Here is a 24348-nt window from a genome sequence, read left to right as displayed (position 1 = left end):
CCCGGCCAATCCGGAAAAGCTAGGTTCCGGAACCAAATTGCAAGGAGTCGCAGCGCATGGCCGGTGTGAACAAGGTGATCATCCTGGGCCGCCTCGGCAAGGACCCGGAGGTGCGCAACTTCCAGAATGGCGGCAAGGTCGTGAATCTGCGGATCGCGACCAGCGAGCGCTACAAGGACCGCGAGGGCAACCAGCAGGAGCGGACCGAGTGGCATGCCGTCGCCATCTTCAACGAGAAGCTCGGCGAGATCGCCGAGCGCTATCTGAAGAAGGGCAGCGAGGTCTACATCGAGGGCCAGCTGGAGACCCGGAAGTGGCAGGACGCCTCGGGCCAGGACAAGTACACGACCGAGATCGTCCTGCGGCAGTATCGCGGCGAGCTGGCGCTGGTTGGCGGCCGTTCCTCGGGTGGTGGCGGCGAGATGGCCGAGGAGGGCGGGTATTCGGGCCGCAGCGGCGGCGGCGGGTATTCGGGTGGTGGGGAGCGCAGCTCGGCCCCGGCCCGCGGCGGCGCGCCGCGCTCGGGCGGCTGGGATGCGGGGAAGAAGCCGGATATGGATGACGATATTCCGTTCTGAGCGTTGCGAGGGGCTTTGCCCCCCGCACCCCCAGCAGGAGGCGAGCCTCCTGCACCACCATCTGTCGAAGGTGCAGGAAACTGAGTTTCCTGCCGGGGTCCAGGGGCAGAGCCCCTGGGTGTCCAACCAACCAGGACCAGCCATTTGAGCGACGAAATCCCCAAGCCCATGGACGTGGCCCCCATCGCCCTCGAAGAGGAGATGCGCCGCTCCTATCTCGACTACGCGATGTCCGTCATCGTCAGCCGCGCGCTGCCCGATGTGCGGGACGGGCTGAAGCCGGTGCACCGGCGCATCCTCTACGCCATGCACGAGGCGGGCTACACGGCCGACAAGCCGCACCGCAAATCGGCCCGCGTCGTCGGCGACGTGATGGGCAAGTATCACCCGCATGGCGACTCTGCGATCTACGACGCCATGGTCCGCATGGCGCAGGGCTTCTCGATGCGGGTGCCGCTGGTGGATGGCCAGGGCAATTTCGGCTCGATGGACGGCGACCCGCCGGCGGCCATGCGCTACACCGAGGTGCGCCTGGCGAAGTCCGCCGCCGCCCTGCTGGAGGGCATTGACGAGGACACGGTCGATTTCATCCCGAACTACGATGAAAGCGCCGAGGAGCCGCGCGTCCTGCCGGCCGCCTTCCCGAACCTGCTGGTGAATGGCGCGGGCGGCATTGCCGTCGGCATGGCGACGAACATCCCGCCGCACAACCCGACCGAGGTGATCAACGCGACGCTCAAGCTGATCGCCGAGCCGGAGACGACGCTGGCCGAGCTGATGGAGATCATCCCCGGCCCGGATTTCCCGACGGGGGGCCTGATCCTCGGCCGCTCGGGCATCCGCTCCGCCTTCGAGACGGGGCGCGGCTCCATCCCGCTGCGCGCCGATTGCGTGATCGAGGACATGAAGGGTGGCCGCCAGGCCATCATCGTCAACGAGATCCCGTACCAGGTGAACAAGTCGGTGCTGATCGAGCGCATCGCGGAGCTGGTGCGCTCCAAGCTCATCGAGGGCATCAGCGACCTCCGCGACGAGAGCGATCGCTCGGGCCTGCGCATCGTGATCGAGCTGAAGCGCGAGGCGGTGGCGGAGGTGGTGCTGAACCAGCTCTACCGGATGACCTCGCTGCAGATCAGCTTCCCGGTGAATTTCCTGGCGCTGAATGGCGGCCGCCCGCAGCAGATGGGCATCCGCGAGGCGCTGCAGGCCTTCATCGCCTTCCGCGAGGAAGTCATCCTCCGCCGCTCGCGCCATCGCCTGATGAAGGCGCGGGAGCGGGCGCACAACCTGATCGGCCTCGCCATCGCGGTGGCGAACATCGACGAGGTGATCCGCCTGATCCGCGAAAGCCCGGACGCCGCCGCCGCCCGCGTGGCGCTGATGGCGCGCGACTGGCCGGCGGCCGATGTGGCGCCGCTGGTGGCGCTCGTGCAGGACGAGGGCAATGAGCTCTCGCCCGCCGGCACCATGCGCCTGACCGAGGCGCAGGCCCGCGGCATCCTGGAGCTGCGCCTGCAACGCCTCACCGGGCTCGAGCGCGAGAAGATCGATGCCGAGCTGAAGGAAGTGGGGGCGCGCATCGTCGAGCTGCTGGAGATCCTCTCCAGCCGGCCGCGCCGCATGGAGGTCATGACGGACGAGCTGCTGGCGATCCGCGGCACGCTGCACCAGCCGCGCCTGACCCGCATCGTCGAGCACGCGGCCGATATTGACGATGAGAGCCTGATCGCGCCGGCCTCGATGATCGTGACGCTGACGCGCGATGGCTATGTGAAGCGCACGCCGCTCGATGTGTTCCGAGCGCAGAATCGCGGGGGCAAGGGGCGCAGCGCGGCCTCGACGCGCGCCGATGACGTGGTGGTGCGCAGCTTCGTGGGCCACACCCATCAATGGGTGCTGTTCTTCACGAGCCGCGGCATCGCTTTCCGCGAGAAGGTCTGGCAGTTGCCGGAGGGCGGCACGAACGGCAAGGGCCGCTCGCTGCGCCAGGTGCTGCAATTGCAGGAGGGCGAGAGCGTCACCGCCGTGCTGCCGCTGCCGCAGGATGAAAGCCTGTGGGAGCACCTCCACCTGGTCTTCGCGACCCAGAGCGGCGATGTACGGCGCAACCGCCTGAGCGATTTCCGCAATGTCCGCTCCTCCGGCCTCATCGCCATGAAGCTGGAGGAGGGCGATTCGCTGGTCGGTGTCGCCACCTGCCGCGAGGGCGATGACGTGCTGCTCGCCACCCGCCAGGGCAAGGCGATCCGTTTCGTGGCCGATGCGGACACGCTGCGCGTCTTCGCCGGGCGCGATTCGACCGGCGTGCGCGGCATCCGCCTCGCGAAGGGCGACGAGGTGATCGCGCTGGCGGTGCTCGGCCATGTGAATGCCACGGTCGAGGAGCGCGCGGCCTACCTCAAGCACAAGCGCCGCGCCGAAGGCACGGAGGAGGCGGCGGAGCCCGCGCCCGCGCCGGAGGAAGCCGAGGAGGCCGGCGCCGCCGAGATCACGCTGACGGCCGAGCGCATCGCGGAGCTGGAGGCGGCCGAGCAGTTCCTGCTGACCGTGACCGACCGCGGCTTCGGCAAGCGCAGCAGCGCCTATGAGTATCGCGTCACCGGCCGCGGCGGGCAGGGCATCAACGGCATCAGCCTGAGCCGCCGCACCGGCAGCGCCGTCGTCGCCTGCTTCGCCGTGCAGGCGGGCGACCACATCATGCTGATGACCGATGGCGGCCAGGCCATCCGCTTCGAGGCGGAGCAGGTGCGCAAGACCGGGCGGCAGTCGCAAGGCGTCATGCTGCAACGGCTGGACGAGGCGGAGCGCGTGACGAGCTGCTTCCCCGTCCTGGACGAAGAAGCCGAGGACAATGAACAGGAAGCCACCCCGGAATGACTGACCGCGTCGCCCTTTACCCGGGCACCTTCGACCCGGTGACCAATGGGCATCTCGACGTCATCGGCCGCGCCGCGCGGCTGGTGGACCGCCTGGTCATCGGCGTCGCCATGAACATCGGCAAGGGGCCGCTCTTCTCGCTGGAGGAGCGCGCCGAGCTTGTCTCGGCCGAGACCGCTGCCATCGCCAGCCGCACCGGCTGCGTGATCGAGGTCCGGCCCTTCACCGGCCTCCTCGTCGCCTTCGCGCGCGAGGTGGGGGCGCAGATGATCGTGCGCGGGCTGCGCGCCGTCTCCGATTTCGACTATGAGTTCCAGATGTGCGGGATGAATGCCCGGCTCGATCCCGAGATCGAGACCGTCTTCCTCATGGCGAGCGAGAGGAACCACTTCATCTCCTCGCGCTTCGTGAAGGAGATCGCGCAGCTTGGGGGAGACGTCTCCAGCTTCGTGCCGGCGCTGACGCTGGAACGGACGCTGGCGAAAGTCCGCAAGTAATTCCAACAACGGAGGATCACCCATGAACCGCCGCGCGCTTATGACCACAACCCTGATCGCAGCAGGAGCGATGATGTCCGAGAACAATGAAGCCGAGGCGCAGGCCGCCCCGGACCGCGAGAACACCCTCATCATGGAGCTGAAGGACAATGGCCGCGTGACCATCCAGCTCCGCCCCGACCTGGCGCCGCTGCATGTCGAGCGCATCAAGACGCTGACCCGCCAGGGCCTCTACGACAACACGCCCTTCCACCGCGTGATCGAGGGGTTCATGGCCCAGGGCGGCGACCCGACCGGCACCGGCATGGGCGGCTTCCGCGACCGCGGCTTCGCCGACCTGCGCGCCGAGTTCAGCCCGCCGTCGCGCGCGCGCTTCCTGCGCGGCACCTGCGGCATGGCCCGCGCCCAGGACCCGAACAGCGCGAACAGCCAGTTCTTCATCATGTTCGCGCCGACGCCGAGCCTCGATGGCCAGTACACCATCTGGGGCCAGGTCACCGCCGGCATGGAGTTCGTGGACCGCATCAAGCGCGGCGTGGGCGGCAGCGGCACGGTGCCGGCGCCGGCCGATCGCCTGATCCGCATGCGCGTGCTGGCCGACACCTGAGCCCGGCTTGACAAGGGCTCCCGTGCAGTGTGTTTCGCGCCGCACGGGAGTGCCCCCACTTGCGCGACCCGGGGGTCGGTAGCTCAGCGGTAGAGCACGGGACTTTTAATCTCGCGGCCGAGGGTTCGATCCCCTCCCGACCCACCACCCTCGCGCTGCTGGCCTGCTCCGTCGAAAGGGACCGCGGATGATCAACTCTGCCGAATACTGGGAGAAGCGATACAAGCGCGGCAGGAATTCCGGCAGCGGCAGCTACGGGCGGCTCGCGCGCTTCAAGGCGGATGTGATCAACCGCGTGATCGCCGAGACCAGGGCCGCCTCGCTCATGGATTTCGGCTGCGGCGACGGCAATCAGCTCAGCCTGATGACGCCCTTGCCCTATGTCGGCCTGGATGTCTCCCGCACCGCGCTGGCGGCGCTGCGCGCGCGCTTCGCGGACCAGCCGCTCTACCGCTTCCTCCATCCCGACGACCTTCCGGGCAATCTGCGCTGCGACATCACCGTCTCGGGCGACGTGATCTACCATCTGGTCGAGGATGAGGTCTTCGAGACCTACATGGAGGATCTCTTCCAGCACGCGCTGCGCTTCGTCGTGATCTATTCCAGCAATCACGAGGAGCCCTATACGGGCTCGCACATCCGGCACCGCCGCTTCACGGATTTCATCGCGGCGCGCTTCCCCGAATGGCGCCGCGTGCTGCACATCCCCAACCCCTATCCATGGGACCCGGCGCGGAAGACCGAGACGACCTTCTCTGATTTCCACATCTTCGCCGCCCCGGCACAGGCTGGCGCCGGGTGAGCGGGAGCGCGGTGACCGAGGCGCCTCCCAGCGTGGATCTTCCGCCGGTCACCATCTCGCTGACCTCGATCCGCTCCCGCATCGGGCAGGTGGACCGCGTGGTCCAGTCGCTCCTGACGCAGGCGCCCGCGCCGGACCACGTCATGCTGGTGATCTCGCAGGAGCCCTACCTGCTGGATGAGGGCATCCAGCCCGAGGCGCTGCCCTCCGGCCTGCGTCAGCTCTGGGCCGAGGGGCGGGTCGAGCTCGTCTATGCGCCCAACACCGGGCCTTATCGCAAGCTGCTGCCGGCGCTGCGCCGCTATGCCGGGCAGGAGCGGCTGATCGTCACGGTGGATGACGACATGATCTACCCGCAGCAATGGCTGGCGGGTCTGCTCGAGACCTATCGCCGCCACCGCTGCGTGGTGGCCCATCGCTGCCGCGCGATCGCGGTGGAGGGGGGCCGCTTCCTGCCCTATTCCCGCTGGCCCGTGCTGCCGGCCGGCGCCGATGCCTTCGGTGCGCTGCCGCCCGCCCTCACCGGCCTGTTCACCATCGCGACCGGGTTTCGCGGCGTGCTCTACAACACGCGCTTCTTCCCCGATCTCGACCTGCTGGAGACGCTGCGCGCGCTCGCGCCCCGCCAGGACGACCTCGCCTTCAAGGCGGCCACCATCGCGGCCGGCGTGCCCACGGTGCTGGTGGATCCCGACCTCAAGCGCGGCCCCTTCGGCGACCGCCTCAGCCCGCCCGAGGCCAAGGACGAGACGCTGTTCCAGGCGAACCGCAAGCAGAACGACGCCGCCTGGAGCCGCCTCATGGCCCATCTGGAGGAGCGCGGGCTGTTCCGGCTGGAGGAGGCGCTGGCGCGGCACCGCAAGCCGCTCACCCCGCGGGAGGTGCAGCAGGCGATTCCTGCCGACCACGCACGCCAGGTGGATGCCGACTACTACCTCGCCCGCATCCCGCCGACCGAGGCGCCGCTCCAGTTCCTCGACCTCGGCGCGGGCGATGGCCGCTCCTTCGACCTGGTCCGGGCCCGCCACCCGACGGTGGACTGGATCGGCCTCGACATCGCCGACAGCGCGGAGGTGCGCGCCCGCACGCGCACCGATTGCCGCTTCGTCACCTATGACGGCGTGAAGATCCCCTTCGAGGATGCCCGCTTCGACGTGGTCTTCTCGCGCCAGGTCTTCGAGCATGTGCGCCACCCCGAGCCGCTGATGCGCGAGATCCGCCGCGTGCTGAAGCCGGGCGGGCGCTTCATCGGCTCGGTCTCGCAGCTCGAGCCCTTCCATTCGAACAGCTACTGGAACTTCACCTGGTTCGGTTTCGCCACCATCGCGGTGGAGGCGGGGCTGTCGCTCGTCGAGATGCGGCCGGGCGTTGACGGTGTGACGCTGACGCTGCGCAACCTCTTCCTGCGCGGGCTGCGGACGCGCAGCCGCAGCTTCCGCGCCTATTTCGACCGGGATTCACCGCTGAACCTGCTGATCGGGCAGCTGCTCGCGAAGGAAGGGCTGGACGCGGCCGATGTGGCCGAGCTGGAGCGCCTCAAGGGCTTCCTCTCCGACCGCTTTCCCGCCCAGGAGCTGATGCGGGACTACGTCCCCCGCCCAGGTGCCGGGCTGCGGGAGGTGAATGCCCTGAAGCTGCAATATGCCGGGCATATCTGCTTCGAGTTCAAGCGGCCCCGGCCGGATGGGAGCGCCTGAGCGGGCGGCCGTTACCCGCCGGCGGGAAGGGCCGTGTCAGCCCAGCCCCAGACCTCGTCGCCCGAGAGCTGCAGCAGGCACTGGGCCCCCCAGGCGGCCAGCACGGATTGCGGGGTGGGGATGTCCGCCCCCAGGCGGTCGCTGAGTCCGCGCACCTCGAACATGATGACCGGGCGGGATTGCAGGATGGTCGCCTTGCCGCCGAGCAGCACGCGCGATTCCCACCCCTCGACGTCGATCTTGACGAAATCGGGCCCGGGGAAGCCGAAATCATCCAGCCGCCGCACCTCGACGCCCTCGCCCTCGCCCAGGAAGCGGGCGCCGACATTGCCGGGATCGCGCGGGTAGCTCATCAGCTGCGCCTGGCCGGGCGCGTCGGAGAGGGCGAAGTTGCGGCACTCCACGTTCTTCACGCCGAAAGCCTGGATGTTCGTGGTGAGGCATTCGAAGGTGTCGGCGGCCGGCTCGAAGGAGACGACCCGGCCGAAGATGCCGGCGAAATACACCGCCGAGGTCCCGATATGCCCGCCGATATCCAGGGCGAATGTCCGGTTCCGGACGAAGGAGATCGCCTTGGCGAGGTCCTTGCGCTGGTAACGGCCGAACTTGTCCCCGTGCTTGCGGGCCACATAGGTGTCGGCGTCCGGCACGCACCATCCATGGATATTCTTCATGCGGGTCTCCTGCCTTGCGGCGTGCGGGTCAGGCGGGGCGGGGCCTGGCCGCGGCCGGGTGGGCGCCCGCCTGGATCAGACCAGTTGCGCCCGCGCCGCGTGGACCAGTTCCTCCACGTCGAGTTCGATGTCGGCGTTGCAGCGGTTCCCCTTGCGGTCCGGCGCGGCCTCCCGCGCGAAGAGCTGAACGTAGCTCAGGCCGAACAGGTCGGCGAGGCTGCGATAGGAGGTTGCCCCCTGGTCATAGCCTTCGGGCACGATCTCGATGACCGGCGTGCCGGCGTCGCAATAGACGATGTTGGACAGGCCCGCGCCATGCGGTGCGATGACGATCTCGGCGTCACGGAAGGCGTGCGCCTGATCCCGCACGCTGTACTCGGCGTTGTCGAAGACCTCGAAGCCCAGCATGGCCAGCGCGTCCTCGACCGCAGCCTCGTTCACCACGCGCCGCATGCGAACGTTCCGGCGCGGGATGTAGAGGCGCCGCCGCCCGGCGCGCGGCAGGTCGGTCACCCGCGGGTGCTCGCGCAGCGTCTCGGTGATGAGGGGCGAGATCTCGTAGCGGCCGAGCGCTGTGGGGGCGGCCAGCGTCAGGCGCTCGAAGGCGGTCGGCACGTCGAGATACACCACCCGCTCTTCCGGGACGCCCATGAATTCGAGCGTCTCGCGGATGTACTGCTTGATCGGCGCGGGCACGACGAGCCGGCAGGAGGGCGGCATCATCTGGAACAGCGCGACGCGGGAGGCGTAGCGCAGCGTCCAGTTGAAGTAATTGGCGAAGACGCCGAAGCCGAGCAGGAAGCTGTGACCGGGCAGGTAGCGCTGGGGCTCCTCCGCGAGGCCGGTGATCTCGACCTCGGGCGAGGCCATCGCCTGCCGCAGCTCGGCCGGGTCTGCGTCGGGGAAGAGGTTGGCCAGCATGTTGCCGTTGCGGATGGTGTCGCGCACCAGCCGGTCGCCCTGGCCCACCACCCCATAGGGCGGATAGACCGTCGCCTCGTGGATGTCGGCGACCCAGAAGCGCGAGATCCGCGCCTCGGCCCGGTAGCTGCGGTCATAGCTGCGCCAGCGCTCGGCGATGCCCGGCTCGGTGATGCTCGGGCCGATCGGCGGATCGAGCGGGGTGCGGAGGTCAGGCATGGCGAAGACGCTCCGCCCGCCGAAGAAGCGACGGTGCGGTTCCTCAATGGCCCGTGTGAAACGACTGACAACAAATGGTTCTTCAGCAGTCTCGGCTACACTGACGATCTTGAACGCCGGCGGCATTCCTACTCCTTCGGACCGACGCGTGAGGGCCGACCCAATCCTGTTGTCGGCGAACCCGGCGTCGCGATGCCTTCCAACGGGAGGGGTAGCACAAATTGAGACCGAGGGTCCATGATGCCCCGGAAACAAGGGGAGGGACCTCATGCAACGCCGCCATTTCTTCGCTCTTCCGGGCCTCGCGCTGGCCGCGCCGGCCATCGCCCGCGCCCAGGGTTTCGACCGCCCCTTTCGCCTCGTGGTCCCCTTCGCGCCCGGCGGCACCAGCGACATCCTGGGCCGCATCCTGGCGCCGGAGCTGACGCGGCTGCTCGGGCAGAACGTGGTGGTGGAGAACCGCAGCGGCGCCGCCGGCAACCTGGGGGCCGAACTGGTGGCGCGCAGCGCGCCGGATGGCCAGACGCTGCTGCTGATCGACACCGGCGTGCTGGCGACCGCACCCGCCCTCTTCACGCGCCTGCCCTTCGAGCCGCTGCGGGACCTCGCGCCGGTCAACCTGCTGATCTACGCGCCCTATATCCTGGCCGTTCACCCCTCGGTGCCGGCGGCCAATGCCGCGGAATTCGTGGCCCTCGCCCGGCGGGCGCCGAACAGCATCAATGTCGCGCATTCCGGCGTGGGCGCGGCCAACCACCTGACGGCGCTGATGCTGACCCAGGCATGGGGGGCGGAGCTGACGCAGGTGCCCTATCGCGGGGGGGCGGCGGCGCTCGCGGCCGTCACGGGCGGCGAGGCGCAGATGATCATCAATGGCGCGACGGCCACCGCCCCCTTCGTGAAGGATGGGCGGCTGCGCGGCATCGCCGTCTCCGGCCCCCGCCGCCTGCCCGATTTCCCCAATCTGCCGACCTTCGCCGAACTCGGCTGGCCGGCGCAGGAATCGGGCACCTGGCAGGGCGTGCTGGTGCAGGGAGCGACGCCTGCCCCCATCGTCGCGCGGCTCGACGATGCCTTCCGCCAGGCGCTTGCCGTGCCCGACGTGGCGCGCCGCATGGCCGAACTTGGCGCCGAGGTCCGGGCCATGGGCGCCGCTCCCTTCCGGCAATGGCTGGTGGGCGAGACCGAGGCGTGGGGCCGCGTGGTGCGCGCGAACAACATCAAGCTGGATTGATGGAGACGCCGGAAGGGCTGCTGGCCCGCCTCGCGGCGGCGGGGATCGCCACGCGCACGGTGCAGCACGCGGCAGTCTTCACCGTTGCCGAATCCCAGGCGCTGCGCGGCGAATTGCCGGGCGCGCATTCCAAGAACCTGTTCCTGCGCGAGGTGAAGACCGGCCAATTCTGCCTCGCCGTGCTGGAGGAGGCGCGGCGGGTCTCGGTCAACGCGCTGGCGCGGGAGGCGGGCTGGGGCAAGGTCAGCATGGCCGATGCCGCGGCGCTGCGCGCCACGCTGGGCGTGGAGCCCGGCAGCGTCACGCCCTTCGGCCTGGTGAATGCCCGGCCGGGAGAGGTGCGCGTGGCGCTCGATGCTGCCCTGGCGGAAAGCGAGGGGCTCGCCTGGTTCCATCCGCTGGCGAACACCGCTTCCACCGGCATCCGACCCGCGGATCTCCTGGCCTTCCTCTCCAGCCTTGGCCATGAGGTGAAGGTTCTGCGGCTGCCTGACTGACCGCGCCCACCGCCCCGTCCCGTGCCGGGAGACATTTTCCTTGGCTTGTCTTATGCCCTCTCCGCAACATCTGTAGCCCTCGCCAGGACCGATCCCCATGGAAGTGATTCTCGACCCCAGCAAAGCGAACGGCCCGGACCCCGTGATGGACGGGGACCAGCGGACCTTCATGAAGGATGTCGTGGAGGCCTCGCGCGAGGTTCCCGTCCTCGTGGATTTCTGGGCGACGTGGTGCGGCCCCTGCAAGGCGCTGACGCCCGCGCTGGAAAAGGTGGTGCGCGCGGCTGGCGGCCGGGTGCGGCTGGTGAAGATCGACATCGACAAGAACCGCCAGCTCGTCCAGCAGCTGACGCAGATGGGCCTGCCGCTGCAGTCGGTGCCGACCGTCGCCGCCTTCTGGCAGGGCCAGATCGCCGACCTCTTCCAGGGCGCGCTGCCCGAGGGCGAGCTGAAGAAGTTCATCGAGAACCTGCTGAAGATGGCCGGCGGGCAGATGCCCTCCGCCGAGCTCCTGGCCGAGGCGAAGCAGTTGCTGGAGGCGGGCGACGCCGCCGCCGCCCTCGAGATCTACGCCGCGCTCGGCCAGCAGGAGCCCGAGAATGCCGAAGCGCTGGCCGGCCTGGCCCGCTGCCTGATCGCCCTCGAGGAGGAGGACCAGGCGAAGGAGATGCTCGACAGCCTGAGCGACAAGCTGAAGGAGCACCCCGAGATCAGCTCCGTCCGCGCGCAGATCGAGCTGGCCGAGGCGGGCCGCGCCGCGCAGTCGCAGCTCGGCGCCTTCGAGCAGCGTCTCGCCGCCAACCCGGATGACCACGAGGCGCGCATCGAGCTCGCCATCGCGCTCAACAGCATGGAGAAGCGGCAGGAGGCCGCCGAAACCCTGCTGGAGGCCATCAAGCGCGACCGCGAATGGAACGACAAGGCCGCGCAGAAGCAGCTGCTGAAGTTCTTCGAGGCCTGGGGCCTGACCGATCCCGTCACCCTCAAGGCGCGCCGCGGGCTCTCCGCCCTGCTGTTCCGCTGAGCATGCACGATCCCTTCCAGCCCGGCCCGGAGCAATTGCCGGCCGAGATCGCCATCTTCCCGCTCTCCGGTGCGCTGCTGCTGCCGGGTGGGAAGCTGCCGCTCAACATCTTCGAGCCGCGGTACCTGGCGATGACGCTGGACAGCCTGGCCGAGGGGCGGATGTTCGGCATGATCCAGGGCGATCCCTCGCAGCCGCGCGGCGAGCGCGGCACCAGCATCTACCAGGTGGGCTGCCTGGGCCGCCTTTCCTCCTTCGCGGAGACCGAGGATGGGCGCCTGCTCATCACGCTGACCGGCGTGACGCGCTTCCGCGTGGCGGAGGAGATCGCCATGCGGCGCGGCTACCGCCGCGTGCGGGCGGACTACGCGCCCTTCGCCGATGACTTCGAGCCGCCCGCCGCGGCCAATGTCCCGCGCGAGGCGATCCTGGAGGCGCTGCGCCCCTATTTCGCGGCCAAGGGCATCGAGGCGAACTGGGATGCGATCACCGAGATGGCCGGCCCCGCCCTGGTCACCACGCTCGCCATGGTCTGCCCCTTCGCCGTGCCCGAGAAGCAGGCGCTCCTGGAGGCGCCGACGCTGACGGACCGCGCCGAGAGCCTCGTCGCGCTGCTGCGCATGGCCGCGCATGGCGGTGGGGAGCTTCCGCCCGGTGGGCGCCCGAGCTAGACATTCCGCATGACCGAAGCACCGAACACGCCCGCCGCCCTGGACCCGCAATTGCTGGAAATCCTGGTCTGCCCGGTGACCAAGCAGCCGCTGCGTTATGACCGCGAGCGGGGCGAGCTGGTCAGCGATGCCGCGGGCCTCGCCTATCCGGTGCGCGACGGCATTCCCATCATGCTGCCCGACCAGGCCCGCAAGCTGGATTAGGCCACGTGGCGATCCAGGTGACCGAGCTGCGCTACCGCTCGGCCGAAAAGATCCTCGACATCGCCTTCGACGATGGCAGCCGCTTCGCGCTGCCGGCCGAATATCTGCGCGTCGAATCGCCTTCCGCCGAGGTGCAGGGGCATGGGCCGGGGCAGAAGGTGATCGTCGCCGGGCGGCGGCATGTGGGCATCATGCGGATCGAGCCCGTGGGCCACTATGCCGTGCGCATCGCCTTCGACGACCTGCATGACAGCGGCATCTACTCCTGGGAGGTGCTGCACCGCCTGGGGCGCGAATATGCCGAGCGCTGGGCGGAATACGAGCGTGCCCTGGCGCTCAAGGGCTTGAGCCGCGAGCCGCCCCGCCGGGCCTGATGGGGTTTGCAGGGCGGCCGAATACGCCCAGGCTGCGGCAAACGCAGGAGGCACCGCCGCATGACCCGCCAGCTCTTCGAACTGACCGGCACCGATCCCGCCCGCCGCTTCAGCCCCTTCTGCTGGCGCAGCCGCATGGCCCTCGCGCATAAGGGGCTGGAGGCCGAGATCATCCCCTGGCGCTTCACCGAGAATGAGCGCCTGGCCGCGCATGGCGGCAAGAGCGTGCCCATCCTGCTGGATGGCGCCGCCACGCTGACCGACAGCTGGGACATCGCGCTGCACCTGGAGCAGAGCTATCCGGACGCGCCCGCGCTCTTCCAGGGGCCGCCCGAGACCTATCGCTTCATCACCGCCTGGACCGACACGGTGCTGACGGCGGGGGTGGCGCGGCTCATCGTCTCCGACATCGTGCCGCTGCTGGGCCCGAAGGAGGCCGCCTATTTCACCGAGAGCCGAGAGAAGCGCTTCGGCATGCCGCTCGCGCAGGTGACGGCGGGGCGGGAGGCGCGGCTGCCCGAGTTCCGCGCGACGCTCGGCCCGCTGCGGCGGACGCTGACGCAGCAGCCCTTCCTGGGCGGCGCCACGCCCGATTATGCCGACTACATCGTCTTTGGCAGCTTCATGTGGGCGCGCATCGTCAGCCCGCTCCCGCTGCTCGCGGCCGATGACGCAGTATTCGCGTGGCGGGATCGGCTGCTCGACCTCTATGGCGGCCTCGCGCGTGCCGTCCCGGCGCTGGAGGCGTGAGCTAACCGCGGGCCTCGCTTCGGCGAAGGGGAAGCAGCGCCCTTCCCGGAGAATGCCCCGATGCAGCGCCGCCTGATCCTCTCTGCCCTGCCGGCCGCCGCCATCCTGCGCGGCCGCGCCGCCGAAGCGCGCACGCATGCCGTGCTGGCCGAGCTCTTCACCTCGCAATCCTGCAGTTCATGCCCGCCCGCGGATGCGCTGCTGATCGAGCTGATCCGGGAGCGGCCGGATGTGCTGGCGCTCTCCTTCCACGTCACCACCTGGGACCGCCTCGGCTGGAAGGATCGCTTCTCGCTGCCGGCCGCGACCGAGCGGCAGCGGCGCTACGCCGCGCTGCTGCGCGACGGGCGGTATCACGGGCAGGTCTATACGCCGCAACTCGTCATCCAGGGGCGGCGGGACGCGGTCGGCTCGGACCGGAGCGCGGTGCTGGCGGAACTGCGCGCGGCGCCGGCCGCTTCGGGGGTGGAGCTGGCGCTGGAGCCGAGCGGAAGCGAGGTGCGCGTGGAGATCGGCGCCGGCGCTGCCACCGCCTGGCTGCTGGGCTTCGACCCGCTGCATCAGACGGATGTCCGCAGCGGCGAGAATGGCGGGCGTCGGCTCGCCTATGGGAATGTGGTGCGGAGCATCGCGCGGGTCCCGCTGCCGCCGGGCGGGGGGCTGCGCCAGCAGATGGCGCGCGGCACGGGCGAGCGCGTGGCCGTCCTGGTGCACGGCGCCGATGGGGCGGTGCTCGCGCTGGCCTCGGGGTAAGGCCCGGCGCCGTGGGATTTGGCTGGACAGGTCCGGACAATTGGCGAAAGCTCCGCCCCAACGAACACTGGGGAGGACATGATGGAGTATCCGACGGCGCCCATCGGCGGCCCGGCCGCCTGGCTGGGCGCGGACATGGCAAGGCGCACCGATTGGGTGGAGACCTTCACCCCGGCCGAACTGGCCGAGATCGAGGCCGCCGTCGCGGAACACCTGAATTCCGGGCGCGCCATGGGCGAGATCACGCCCGAGACCTTCCGCCTTCCCACGCTGGCGCCGCGCCTGACGCGCATCCTGCACGACATCCAGCACGGCCGCGGCTTCGTGCTGCTGCGCGGCTTCGATGTGGCGGGCCGTGACATCGAGGAAAGCGCCATCGCCTATCTGGGCATCGGCGCGCATCTCGGCGGCTTCCGGTCGCAGAACGCCAAGGGGCATCTGCTGGGCCATGTGAAGGATCTCGGCCTCGACATCCAGAACCCCAAGGTCCGCTACTACCAGACCAACAAGGAATTGGAGTTCCATACGGATTCCTGTGACATCGTGGGGCTGATCTGCCTGAAGACCTCGAAATCCGGCGGCGGTTCGCGCATCGTCTCCTCCGTCGCCATCCATGACCGGATGATGCGCGAGACGCCCGATCTCTGGCGCGCGCTGTTCAACCCGATGCCGACGGACCGGCGCGGCGAGATCCCGCCGGGCATGCTGCCCTGGTTCGAAATCCCGGTCTTCAACTGGTTCCAGGGCGAGCTGAGCACCATCTATTCGGGTCAGTATATCCGCTCCGCCCAGGCGAATTTCCCCGAGGCGCGGCGCCTCACGGCCGATGAAAGTGCCGCGATCGACCGGCTGGACGAGCTGGCTGCGGAGATGTCGGTCGAGATGGAATTCCGCCCGGGCGACATGCAGTTCATCCACAACCACCAGATCCTGCACAGCCGCACCGATTTCGAGGATTGGCCCGAGCCCGAGAAGCGCCGCCATCTGCTGCGCCTCTGGCTTGCGCCGCGCGAGGCGCGGGTGCTGCCACCCGTTTATGCGCAGCGCTATGGCGACATCAGCGTGGGGAACCGTGGCGGCATCGTGGTGAAGGACACGGTGCTGCGCTTCACGCTGGAACCCGCATGATGCGCCGCCGCGCCTTGCTGGCCGGTGGTCTGGCCGCGCCCTCGCTGGCGCGCGCCCAAAGCTGGGCGCCGCAGCGGCCGATCCGGATGATCGTGCCCTTCGCGCCCGCCGGCATCCTGGACCAGCTGGCGCGGCTGCTGGCCGAGCCCATGGGCCAACGCCTGGGGCAGCCGATCATCGTGGAGAACCGGCCGGGCGCCGGCGGCAATGTCGGCACCGCCATGGCGGCCCGCGCGCGCGGCGATGCGCATGTGATCCTGGTGGGCAGCACGGGGCCGCTTGCCGTCTCGCCCATCACCGAGCCCAATCTCGGTTATGACCCGCTGACGGACCTCATCCCCATCACCCTGCTGAACGCGACGCCGCTGGTTCTGGTGGTGCGCCAGGCCTCGCCCCATCGGGACGTGCCCGGCCTGGTCGCCGCCCTGAAGCGTGAGGGCCGGGAGGTGCTGTACCCCACGCCCGGCGTCGGATCGCCCCAATTGCTGGCGCAGGAGGCGTTCCGCCAGGCGGCGGGCTTCCCCGCGGCGCCCGTGCATTACCAGGGCAGCGCACCGGCCGTGCTGGCGGTGATCGCGGGCGAATTCCCCTTCACCATCGAGAACCTCGTCCTCGTCGCGCCCCATGTGCAGGCGGGGACGCTGCGGGCGCTGGGTGTGACGAGCCTCACCCGTGCGCCGCTGATGCCCGATGTACCGACGCTCGCCGAACAGGGCTTCCGCGGCTTCTCGGCCGGCGGCTGGTACGGGCTGCTGACGCCCTCGGGCGTGCCGGAGGAGGCGATCCGCGCCTATCACCTGGCCGCGACAGCGGCGCTGGCCGAGCTCAATGTGGCGCGCCGCATCTCGGAGATGGGCGCGCCGCCCATCGGCTCCTCGCCGCTGGAATTCCGCGCCCATATCCAGGCCGAGACCGAGCGCTGGCGGGGCGTGATGGCGCGGGCGGCGGCGCCGGCGCGGTAGGCAAGCCTCCGCTGGGGCTCCAGCTTCGCCATGGCCACGACACGCCGAGGCCCCCAATTTGGAGTTGCCCATGGCGCATGATGTGGATGGCTTCGGCCTCAGATTTACCGGACGGCGCTCGTGGAAGGCGGCCCTCAGCTCTGCCGGGCGCGAAGTCACCACCGTACCGGTCACCTGGGGGGATCAGATCCGGCGTGCGGCTGACGGTGTGCGGAGAATCCCCGTCCATTTCATGGAGCATGACGGTGCCGAGCCCCTTGCCCTGCAACAACGCGGCGAGCCCTTCCTCATTGCGGTAGCCAGCGCGGTGGACGCGCGGCAGGAGCCGCTGGAGGCGGTGCCGGGAAGCCGGAGCGTCCTGTGCAAGATCGGGCGTCGTCTCAAGCCTGACGATGGCCCGGCCCTCATGAGCGGCCATCCGTTGGCCAGCTGAGACAAGCTGCTGCGCTGCGCGCGAATGCTGGCCATGCGACATGGCTTCGCGCTAAACGCGCGAAAACTCCGGAGGAAAACCCATGCTGACCCGCCGCGCCCTTGGCGCCCTGCCGCTGCTCGCCACCCCCGCCATCGCCCAGCCGGCCTGGCCCAATGGCCCGGTCCGCATCGTGGCACCCTTCCCGCCGGGCGGCAGCGTGGACACCGTCTCGCGCCTGCTGCAGCAGCCGATCTCGGCCGAGCTGGGCGTGCCCGTGATCGTCGAGAATCGCGGCGGCGCCTCGGGCTCGCTCGGCACGGCGCAAGTGGCGCGCGCCGCGCCCGACGGGCAGACCTTCGTGCTGGTCTTCGACACGCATGCGACCAACCCGGCGCTGCTTCCCAATATGGGCTTCGACACGCGGCGGGATTTGGCGCCGGTGCTGCTGCTCGGCACCGCGCCCAACATGCTGCTGACGCACCGCACCCGCCCCTGGCAGAACATGGCCGAGGTGGTCGCGGCCGCGCGCGCGCGGCCGGATGCCATCACCTACGGCACCATCGGCAATGGTTCGCTCGCGCATCTCGGCATGGTGCTGGCGCAGCGCGCGGCCGGCATCCAGCTGACGCATGTGCCCTATCGCGGCGGCGGGCCGCTCGCCACCTCGGCCATGGCGGGCGAGACGGATCTGGTGGCGGCCACGGGCACGATCTTCGTCGAGCATCTGCGCCAGGGCGTGCTGCGGCCGCTGGCCGTGCTGGGCCCGCGCCGCCGCGCGAGCCTGCCCGATGTGCCGACCATGGCCGAGGCGGGGCTGCCCGGCGTGGAGGCTGAGGCCTTCTGGGGCATCCTGGCGCCCGCCGGCACGCCGCCCGCCGTGCTGGCCCGCATGGAGGCCGCCGCCCGCCGCGCGACCGAAGTGCCGGAGGTGCGCGAGCGGCTGACCACCATCATGGGAATCGAGCTGCGCAACGAGGGGGGCGCGGCATTCGGCGCCTTCCTTGACCGCCAGATCGATGTCTGGGGCCGGGTAATCCGCGAGAACGACATCCGCCCGGATTGAGGCCTCGACCTCGACAAATCATCCGGCCGCAATGCGGCCGGCGCCTGAGGGCGCTCCCAAGGCCTTCCGGCCGCAATGCGGCCGGCGCCGCCCAACCGGGCGCATGGCGCAGCGCGCGCGGCGCGGCGAAGCCAAGCGGCCGGAGGCCGCGCCCGGCGTCCGAGGGCGCTTCCAAGCCCTTCCGGCCGCAATGCGGCCGGCGCCGCCCAACCGGGCGCATGGCCCAGCGCGCGCGCGGCGCGGCGAAGCCAAGCGGCCGGAGGCCGCGCCCGGCGCCTGAGGGCGAAAAATGACCCCGGGCGGCTAGATCGTCCTCGCTTCGAAGGGCGGCAGGTAGTCGGGCGCCTCGAACTCGATCACCCAGAGGTCGGGGTCGCGCTTCACCTGGCGCTCCACATAGGCATCGGCCACGTCCGGGGTGACGGGCGCGGGGCCCGTGCCGCGCACCCAGGCCGGGCGGCTCTCGCCATCGCGCGCCTGTGCGAGCACCACCTGTCCGTCGCGCCCGTTGAGCACGCAGAGCAGGCCCCCCGAATCCGGATCGCCCCGCCGCAGCACCGCCGCCGGGCGGCCCGCCATGTCCGACATCCGGATCGCCATGGCGACCCAGATATGCGCCTTCACCTTTGCATCCATGGAGGTTGCGTTACGCGCTGCCGGTCCCTTGCCGCAAGCCCCGCGCCTGGGCACATAGGAGTGAGAGTTTCCCCCGGAGCGGAAGATGGACGCGAAGCAGCTCACCGAAGGTCAGCGCGCCTATGAGGCGAAGCGGGCCGCCAAGGCCGGCATGACGCTGGAAGCCTGGCTGCGCGACAAGGAGAAGCGCGCCAAGGCCGAGGCCGAGGCCGCGAAGGTCGCCGCCCCCGAGCCGCCGAAGAAGCCCGGCTTCTTCACCCGCCTGCTGGAGCGCGCCCAGAAGCCGCTGTGAAGCCGCTCTGAGCCTCAGGCGTCCACCGCCTCCGCATCCAGGCTGGCCGCATTGTCCTGGATGAACTTGAAGCGCAGCTCGGGCCGGCGGCCCATCAGGGCCTCCATCAGCTCGGCCGTCCTGGCACGCTCCTCGGGCGGCAGCACCACCTTGAGCAGGACGCGGTTCTTCGCCCCCATGGTGGTCTCCTTCAGCACCTGGGCGGGCATCTCGCCCAGGCCCTTGAAGCGGCTGACCTCGACCTTCTGATTGGCCTTGAAGTGGCGCTTCATCTGGCGCTCGCGGTCGCGGTCGTCCATCGCGTAGACGCTCTTGCCGCCGGCCTGCAGGCGGAACAGCGGCGGTTGCGCCAGGTAGAGGCGGCCCTGGCGCACCAGCTCCGGCGTCTCCTTGTAGAAGAAGGTCATCAGCAGGGCGGCGATATGCGCGCCGTCCACATCGGCGTCCGTCATGATGATGACGCGGCCGTAGCGCAGGCGGGCGATGTCGAATTTCTCGCCCACGCCGCAGCCCAGCGCCTCGATCAGGTCCTTCAGCTCCTGGTTGCCGCGCAGCTTTTCCGCTGACGCGCTGGCCACGTTCAGGATTTTCCCGCGCAGCGGCAGCACGGCCTGGGTCTCGCGGTCGCGCGCCTGCTTGGCCGAGCCGCCGGCGCTGTCGCCCTCGACGAGGAAGATCTCCGTGCCCTCGCTGCTCTCGCGCGAGCAATCGGTGAGCTTGCCGGGCAGGCGCAGCTTGCGGGTGGCGGTCTTGCGCGGCGTCTCCTTCTCGGCGCGGCGGCGCAGCCGCTCCTCCGCGCGCTCGATGGCGAAGGCCAGCAGGTTGTCGGCGCTTGCGGGGTCGGCCGCCAGCCAATGGTCGAAGCGGTCGCGCAGCGCGTTCTCGGTCAGGCGCTGGGCGTCGGCGTTGGTCAGCTTGTCCTTGGTCTGGCCCTGGAAATGCGGGTCGCGGATGAAGACGCTGAGCATGCCGGCGAGGCCGGTCAGCAGGTCCTCCGCCGTGATGCTGGCCGCACGCTTCTCCTTCTTCATCTCGCCATAGGCGCGCAGTCCCTTCAGCAGGGCCGCGCGCAGCCCCGCCTCATGCGTGCCGCCCTGGGGCGTCGGGATGGTGTTGGCGTAGGTGGAGAGGAAGCCGTCGCCCTGCTCGAGCCAGGTGATGGCGTATTCGCAGCGCCCCGCGCCGTCCGGGAATTCCGCCGTGTCGGCAAAGGGGGTGGGGACGACGGCGCTGCGGCCCTCGATGGCGGTCGCCAGGAAGTCCGAGAGGCCGCCCGGGAAATGCAGCACCGATTCCGCGGGCGTGTCGCCCGTGATCAGGGCCGGGTCGCATTTCCAGCGGATCTCGACGCCGCGATAGAGATAGGCCTTGGAGCGGCAGAGGCGGAACAGCCGCTCCGCCTTGAAGGCCAGCGGGCCGAAGATCTCGGGGTCTGGCTTGAAGCGGATCATGGTGCCGCGGCGGTTGCGCGTCTCGCCCTCGCGCTTGAGCTTGCTGGTGGGCTTGCCGCGCGCATAGGTCTGGCGGAACAACTCGCCGCCGCGCGCGACCTCGACCTCCAGCGCCTCGGCCAGCGCGTTCACGACGGAGCTGCCCACGCCGTGCAGGCCGCCCGAGGTCTCGTAGGACTTGCCCGAGAACTTGCCGCCCGAATGCAGCGTGGTGAGGATGACCTCGAGCGCGGAGAGCTTGGGGAATTTCGGATGCGGGTCCACCGGGATGCCGCGGCCATTGTCGCGCACCGAGATCCAGTTGCCGGCCTCCAGCACCACCTCGATGCGGTCGGCATGGCCCGCCACCGCCTCGTCCATCGCGTTGTCGATGATCTCGGCCGCCAGATGGTGCAGCGCGTTCTCATCCGTGCCGCCGATATACATGCCCGGGCGGCGCCGGACGGGCTCCAGCCCCTCCAGGACCTCGATGTCGGCGGCGTTGTAGCTGGAGGCGACGGCCTTGCCGCCGCGCCCCGCGAAGAGATCGTTCATGATGTGTTCGCTGTCCCTGAAGCCGGACCATACAGGGGCGGCGGAGTCCCGCGCAACCTTGGGCGCGGGCACGGCCCTCAGATCAGCGCCAGCGCCACCACGGCCAGTGCCAGCGCGCGGCCGACGCGGGAGTGGCGCAGCGCGCCGGCCCCGAGCAGCGCCGGCAGCAGCAGCGTCCAGAGCGTGCCCAGCATCATCACCAGCTCGCCCTCGGGCGGGGCGAGGCCGAGCGTGGCGCTCCAGAGCAGGCTGACATTGCGCACGGCACCGCCCAGGGCGAAGCCCGGCGCCATGGCGCGGTCCAGCATCGCCGCCGCCGTCAGGCCGAGAGCGGCGCCCACCACCGAGGCGAGGGCGAGGCCCAGCAGCGCTTCGGCCCAGAAGGCGGGACTGACGCCCAGGCGCGGCAGGCCAGCCGCGACGGAGAGCGCGATGCCGGAGAGCGCCAGCACGCCGAGGCCGCGCATGGGCCGCGCCAGGACGGCCCGCCGCCGCTCGCCCAGCCAATGGCGCAGCGCGTAGCCGAGCAGGGCGGGCAGGGCGACCATCAGCAGCACGCGGGGGAACAGCGCCGCCGCGCTCACCACGCTGCCCTCCAGCACCAGGCCGGCGATCAGCGGCGCGGTCAGCGGCAGGGCGAAGAAGCAGAGCAGCTGCGTCAGCAGCAGCGGCCGCACCGGCAGGCGCAGCAGCGAGGCGACGAGTGCCGCCCCGCCGGCTGCCGGGCAGGCCGCCACCAGCACGAGCCAGCCGCCCGCCTCGTCCACGCCGGCGGCGAACGCGAGGCCATGCACCAGCACGGGCGCGAGGACGAGGTTGCACAGGCCGAGCAGCAGGACGGGCGGCCATTCCCCGGGGGCGATGCGCCCCGGCTCGGCCAGGCCCACGCTCATCGCCAGCAGCACGATGACGCAGGGCACCAGCACCGCCTGGCCCAGCAGCGCGAGGGGCGGCAGGGCGAGGCCCACCAGGAACAGCACGGGCGGCGCGAAGAGTCCGACATCGCCCAGGCGCGAGAGCGCGGGCAGCAGCGCCACCCTCACGGCCGCGCCCCCAGCAGGCTGGCCGCGAAGAAGCCCGCGACCTCGGCGGCCGAGAGGGCCGTCATCTCCGGCCAGGCATGCGCCTCGACGCGGCCCGCGCCATCGGGGCGGGGCAGCCGGGCATGGCCCTCGCCCGCGAAGGCCGGCCGGTCCCAGGCATAGGAGGCGCCGGGCAGGAGGCGCAGCCGCAGCCGCGCGCCGGCCGTGGTCAGCGCCTCGCCCAGCCGCGCGCAATCGGGCGCCGGATTGGCCGCATCGGCATCGCCATGCATCAGCAGCACGGCCTGGCCCGGCATGGCGGCGGGCGCCATGCCAGCGCAGCCCGGATAGAGCAGGGCGCGAGCGGCCATGGGATCGGGCAGGGCGGCCACCTGGCGCGCGCCCAGGCCGAAGCCGAGCAGGCCGATCCGCTCGCCCAGCACGCGCGGGTGGCGGGCCAGCGCCACCAGCACCGCCTCCAGCGAGTCCCCCGGCAGCGTGGCCATTTCCAGGACGGCGAGACCGGCGCCGAGCAGCTGGTCGAGATAGGGCGCCGCGCGGCCATCGGGCGTCTCGCCATCGGCGAGGATGACGATGGCGGGCGTCTGGCGGTCCGTCGCACCGAGGGGCAGGACGAGGGTTCCATGGGCCTCGCCCGCGACGAAGGCCTCCACCTCCTCGAGTGGTTCCGCCGGGGCTTCGCGTGCAGCCAGGGGTTGCGCGCCCATCAGGAACAGGCCCGCCGCGAGCAGGCCTGAAATCAACCCTGGGTTGCTGTGCGCGACATGGTTTTCACGGCTTGGGAACATGTCAGCCCTCCTGGCGGCTCGGCGGTGAGGATCCTCTTGCCCAATCTCCGGCGCGCCATGCTGTGCGCGGAGTCACAGCCCGATCGCCGCGCGGCGGGATCGGGCAGGGACAGGGCATGGCGGTGGTTCGGCTGGGATCCATGCGGCGACCAGAGGCCGGCCCGGCCACGGGAATCCCGAAGCCATGCCGAAATTGGCGCCACGAAATCCCGAAGAGCCGAGTTTTCCCGAAAAATTACACTAAATCAGTGGGGTGGCCCCGGACCCGAGTTTCTCCGAAAGCCGATTTCGGCGTCCGGGCCCGGGGCTGGGGCGGCCATGCCGCCTTCGGGCTGGGCCGCCGCGCCTATTGCGCCGCCTGGAACCAGCCCATCTGGCGCAGCGGCGTCAGCACCGCCGTTTCGAACAGGGCGCGATAGCGTGGCTCGTTCGAGGCAAGGGCCGCCCGCCGAGGCTCCGTCCGCGCCGGGAATTGCTGGCGCAGCTTGGCATTCAGCGCTTCCGCCCCGGCCGAACGCCTGGCGCCCAGCAGCGCGGCCAGGCGAAGGAAGGGCCGCTCGGCGGGCAGGTAATGGAGCCGGTCCGCGGTGAGGAAGGCCTCGGCCGCCTGGTCCGCCTCGCCGGCCAGCAGCAGGGCCAGGTGGCCCCGCCAGTTCGGCGAGAAGGTGTGCCAGGGTGCTCTCTCCAGCGCCGCGCGCAGCGGCGGCTGGGCGGCCTCGGGGTCGCCCAGCAGCAGATGCATCAGGCCCGCATTGGCCTGGTCATTCACCCGGGCGGGGTCGGCCGCGGCGCGCTCATGCAGGGGCAGCGCCTCGGCGAAGCGGTCCTGGTGCCGCAGCACCGTCGCCTGGGCCGAAAGCGATGTGGAGGCCTCCGGCGCCAGTTCCATGGCCAGCGCCGCGAGACGCGCCCCCTCTCGCAGGTCCGGCTCCGGATCCTGGCTGAACCCGTTAATCCGCAGGTTCAGATGGGTGAAGGCGGCTTGGGCGGCGGCGTTGCCCAGGCGGGGCTCGACCTCGAGCGCGCGGAGGTAGGGGGGCAGGCTTGCCCGCAACCGGTCCTCTCAGGGCCCTGTGCCGTCCCGCATGGCGTGTCCCTGCTCCACCGGCGCCCAGCCCTGCCCCCAGGAGGAGGAGGACGGCGCTGCCGCGACGGGCGCGGCCGCGTCGCCATCCTGTAGCCGCGCCGGGCATGGGTCTCCAGCATGCGCGCCGCATCGGCGCCCAGCGCGCGGCGGATCTCCGAGACGCATTGCGTCAGGCTGTCATCGGTGACGGCGAGGTCCCCCCAGACGGCGGTCACGAGCGCCTCACGGGGGACGACCTGCCCGGCATGGGCCAGCAGAGGCGCCAGCACCGCGGTGGTCTTGGGCCGCAGCACCACCTCCCGCGCCTCGGCCGTCAGCACGCCGCGGTTGAGGTCCAGGACGAAGCCATCGAAGGCCAGCAAGGAAGAGGGCGCCGCCTGGGCCGGCGCGGATACCAAACCTGACCCTCCATCGGCCGGTCATGTGACGCGAGGGCACAAGCTTCGCCCAGAAGCTCCGTGCCTCGCAAATCATCCACACGGAGACTGGGCGGAGACCGTCCGCTTCGTGGGTGCGCTGGGTCACAGCCGCGCGCCATGCCGCCGTGGAGCATGCGCGGGTCCAGCTCCA

At 70.5% G+C, this 24348-nt stretch carries 27 protein-coding genes and 1 tRNA gene; 20 read left to right on the top strand and 8 right to left on the bottom strand.

What is annotated here, in order from left to right; translation table 11 throughout:
- The first annotated feature begins 56 nt into the window (after window positions 1-56).
- From ssb to R9Z33_RS19410, 7 genes are all read left to right on the top strand, one after another.
- Entirely contained in the window at window positions 57-578 is a 522-nt protein-coding gene (gene ssb, locus R9Z33_RS19440; protein ID WP_318648213.1) for a single-stranded DNA-binding protein, read from the top strand.
- A gap of 168 nt (window positions 579-746) precedes the next feature.
- Window positions 747-3455 carry a DNA gyrase subunit A gene (gyrA, locus tag R9Z33_RS19435; RefSeq protein WP_318651676.1) on the top strand — a complete coding sequence of 903 codons (2709 nt, stop codon included), beginning with the start codon at window positions 747-749 and terminating at the stop codon, window positions 3453-3455.
- Window positions 3452-3952 (top strand): pantetheine-phosphate adenylyltransferase, encoded by a 501-nt coding sequence (coaD, locus tag R9Z33_RS19430; protein ID WP_318648212.1) that lies wholly within the window; start codon window positions 3452-3454, stop codon window positions 3950-3952. Before gyrA ends, coaD begins: the two co-directional genes overlap by 4 nt.
- 73 nt (window positions 3953-4025) lie before the next feature.
- The gene (locus R9Z33_RS19425; RefSeq protein WP_318648211.1) at window positions 4026-4559 is read left to right on the top strand and encodes a peptidylprolyl isomerase; all 534 of its coding nucleotides are present in this window, start codon (window positions 4026-4028) and stop codon (window positions 4557-4559) included.
- 72 nt (window positions 4560-4631) lie between these two features.
- Window positions 4632-4706, top strand: a tRNA-Lys gene (locus R9Z33_RS19420).
- 40 nt (window positions 4707-4746) lie between these two features.
- Window positions 4747-5361 carry a methyltransferase gene (locus R9Z33_RS19415; RefSeq protein WP_318648210.1) on the top strand — a complete coding sequence of 205 codons (615 nt, stop codon included), beginning with the start codon at window positions 4747-4749 and terminating at the stop codon, window positions 5359-5361.
- 32 nt (window positions 5362-5393) lie between these two features.
- Window positions 5394-7058 (top strand): class I SAM-dependent methyltransferase, encoded by a 1665-nt coding sequence (locus R9Z33_RS19410; RefSeq protein WP_318648209.1) that lies wholly within the window; start codon window positions 5394-5396, stop codon window positions 7056-7058.
- Between the two features lie 11 nt (window positions 7059-7069).
- Here R9Z33_RS19410 and R9Z33_RS19405 read toward each other — a convergent pair whose 3' ends face one another.
- Together R9Z33_RS19405 and R9Z33_RS19400 are read right to left on the bottom strand one after the other, a co-directional pair.
- Window positions 7070-7732, bottom strand: coding sequence for an FkbM family methyltransferase (locus R9Z33_RS19405; RefSeq protein WP_318648208.1), 663 nt, complete (start codon window positions 7730-7732; stop codon window positions 7070-7072).
- Window positions 7733-7807: 75 nt separating this feature from the next.
- On the bottom strand, window positions 7808-8872 hold the full coding sequence (locus tag R9Z33_RS19400) for a glycosyltransferase family 61 protein (protein ID WP_318648207.1): 1065 nt from the start codon (window positions 8870-8872) through the stop codon (window positions 7808-7810).
- 268 nt (window positions 8873-9140) lie between these two features.
- On the opposite strand from R9Z33_RS19400, the gene R9Z33_RS19395 reads away from it, so the two are divergent.
- The 12 genes from R9Z33_RS19395 to R9Z33_RS19340 all read left to right on the top strand — a co-directional run bounded on the left by R9Z33_RS19395 (window position 9141) and on the right by R9Z33_RS19340 (window position 17947).
- Window positions 9141-10106, top strand: a complete 966-nt coding sequence (locus tag R9Z33_RS19395) for a Bug family tripartite tricarboxylate transporter substrate binding protein (protein WP_318648206.1) — start codon at window positions 9141-9143, stop codon at window positions 10104-10106.
- Window positions 10106-10603 (top strand): prolyl-tRNA synthetase associated domain-containing protein, encoded by a 498-nt coding sequence (locus R9Z33_RS19390; protein WP_318648205.1) that lies wholly within the window; start codon window positions 10106-10108, stop codon window positions 10601-10603. Before R9Z33_RS19395 ends, R9Z33_RS19390 begins: the two co-directional genes overlap by 1 nt.
- A gap of 97 nt (window positions 10604-10700) precedes the next feature.
- Window positions 10701-11627: a tetratricopeptide repeat protein gene (locus R9Z33_RS19385; RefSeq protein ID WP_318648204.1), complete on the top strand. Its 927-nt coding sequence runs from the start codon at window positions 10701-10703 to the stop codon at window positions 11625-11627.
- 2 nt (window positions 11628-11629) lie between these two features.
- Complete coding sequence (locus R9Z33_RS19380) at window positions 11630-12298, top strand: LON peptidase substrate-binding domain-containing protein (RefSeq protein WP_318648203.1); 669 nt, start codon at window positions 11630-11632, stop codon at window positions 12296-12298.
- 9 nt (window positions 12299-12307) lie between these two features.
- On the top strand, window positions 12308-12502 hold the full coding sequence (locus R9Z33_RS19375; RefSeq protein WP_318648202.1) for a Trm112 family protein: 195 nt from the start codon (window positions 12308-12310) through the stop codon (window positions 12500-12502).
- Window positions 12503-12507: 5 nt separating this feature from the next.
- Window positions 12508-12876 (top strand): DUF971 domain-containing protein, encoded by a 369-nt coding sequence (locus R9Z33_RS19370; RefSeq protein WP_318648201.1) that lies wholly within the window; start codon window positions 12508-12510, stop codon window positions 12874-12876.
- Window positions 12877-12936: 60 nt separating this feature from the next.
- Window positions 12937-13626: a glutathione S-transferase family protein gene (locus R9Z33_RS19365; RefSeq protein ID WP_318648200.1), complete on the top strand. Its 690-nt coding sequence runs from the start codon at window positions 12937-12939 to the stop codon at window positions 13624-13626.
- 60 nt (window positions 13627-13686) lie between these two features.
- The gene (locus R9Z33_RS19360) at window positions 13687-14379 is read left to right on the top strand and encodes a DUF1223 domain-containing protein (protein WP_318648199.1); all 693 of its coding nucleotides are present in this window, start codon (window positions 13687-13689) and stop codon (window positions 14377-14379) included.
- 81 nt (window positions 14380-14460) lie between these two features.
- The gene (locus tag R9Z33_RS19355; protein ID WP_318648198.1) at window positions 14461-15507 is read left to right on the top strand and encodes a TauD/TfdA family dioxygenase; all 1047 of its coding nucleotides are present in this window, start codon (window positions 14461-14463) and stop codon (window positions 15505-15507) included.
- On the top strand, window positions 15504-16469 hold the full coding sequence (locus R9Z33_RS19350; protein ID WP_318648197.1) for a Bug family tripartite tricarboxylate transporter substrate binding protein: 966 nt from the start codon (window positions 15504-15506) through the stop codon (window positions 16467-16469). Before R9Z33_RS19355 ends, R9Z33_RS19350 begins: the two co-directional genes overlap by 4 nt.
- Window positions 16470-16539: 70 nt before the next feature.
- On the top strand, window positions 16540-16902 hold the full coding sequence (locus R9Z33_RS19345) for a hypothetical protein (protein ID WP_318648196.1): 363 nt from the start codon (window positions 16540-16542) through the stop codon (window positions 16900-16902).
- An 82-nt stretch (window positions 16903-16984) separates the two neighbouring features.
- Window positions 16985-17947, top strand: a complete 963-nt coding sequence (locus tag R9Z33_RS19340) for a tripartite tricarboxylate transporter substrate-binding protein (protein ID WP_318648195.1) — start codon at window positions 16985-16987, stop codon at window positions 17945-17947.
- A 303-nt stretch (window positions 17948-18250) separates the two neighbouring features.
- Here the strand turns inward: R9Z33_RS19340 and R9Z33_RS19335 are convergent, their stop codons facing one another.
- Complete coding sequence (locus R9Z33_RS19335; protein WP_318648194.1) at window positions 18251-18583, bottom strand: DUF1491 family protein; 333 nt, start codon at window positions 18581-18583, stop codon at window positions 18251-18253.
- 85 nt (window positions 18584-18668) lie between these two features.
- Between R9Z33_RS19335 and R9Z33_RS19330 the strand changes: the two genes are divergently transcribed.
- Window positions 18669-18875, top strand: coding sequence for a hypothetical protein (locus R9Z33_RS19330; protein WP_318648193.1), 207 nt, complete (start codon window positions 18669-18671; stop codon window positions 18873-18875).
- A gap of 14 nt (window positions 18876-18889) precedes the next feature.
- Here R9Z33_RS19330 and parE read toward each other — a convergent pair whose 3' ends face one another.
- The 5 genes from parE to R9Z33_RS19305 form a co-directional block, all read right to left on the bottom strand.
- Window positions 18890-20860, bottom strand: a complete 1971-nt coding sequence (parE, locus tag R9Z33_RS19325; protein WP_318648192.1) for a DNA topoisomerase IV subunit B — start codon at window positions 20858-20860, stop codon at window positions 18890-18892.
- A 77-nt stretch (window positions 20861-20937) separates the two neighbouring features.
- Complete coding sequence (locus R9Z33_RS19320) at window positions 20938-21903, bottom strand: hypothetical protein (protein WP_318648191.1); 966 nt, start codon at window positions 21901-21903, stop codon at window positions 20938-20940.
- Window positions 21900-22691: a dienelactone hydrolase family protein gene (locus R9Z33_RS19315; RefSeq protein WP_318648190.1), complete on the bottom strand. Its 792-nt coding sequence runs from the start codon at window positions 22689-22691 to the stop codon at window positions 21900-21902. Before R9Z33_RS19315 ends, R9Z33_RS19320 begins: the two co-directional genes overlap by 4 nt.
- Window positions 22692-23037: 346 nt before the next feature.
- Window positions 23038-23745 (bottom strand): tetratricopeptide repeat protein, encoded by a 708-nt coding sequence (locus R9Z33_RS19310; protein ID WP_318648189.1) that lies wholly within the window; start codon window positions 23743-23745, stop codon window positions 23038-23040.
- Window positions 23655-24140, bottom strand: coding sequence for a winged helix-turn-helix domain-containing protein (locus R9Z33_RS19305; protein ID WP_318648188.1), 486 nt, complete (start codon window positions 24138-24140; stop codon window positions 23655-23657). The genes R9Z33_RS19310 and R9Z33_RS19305 overlap by 91 nt, the downstream gene beginning before the upstream one ends.
- Window positions 24141-24348 lie beyond the last annotated feature (208 nt).

The organism is Sediminicoccus rosea (assembly GCF_033547095.1).
Taxonomy (GTDB): domain Bacteria; phylum Pseudomonadota; class Alphaproteobacteria; order Acetobacterales; family Acetobacteraceae; genus Roseococcus; species Roseococcus rosea.
Note: the sequence above shows the minus strand (reverse complement) of the source record. Positions and strands in the feature narration are given on the sequence as shown.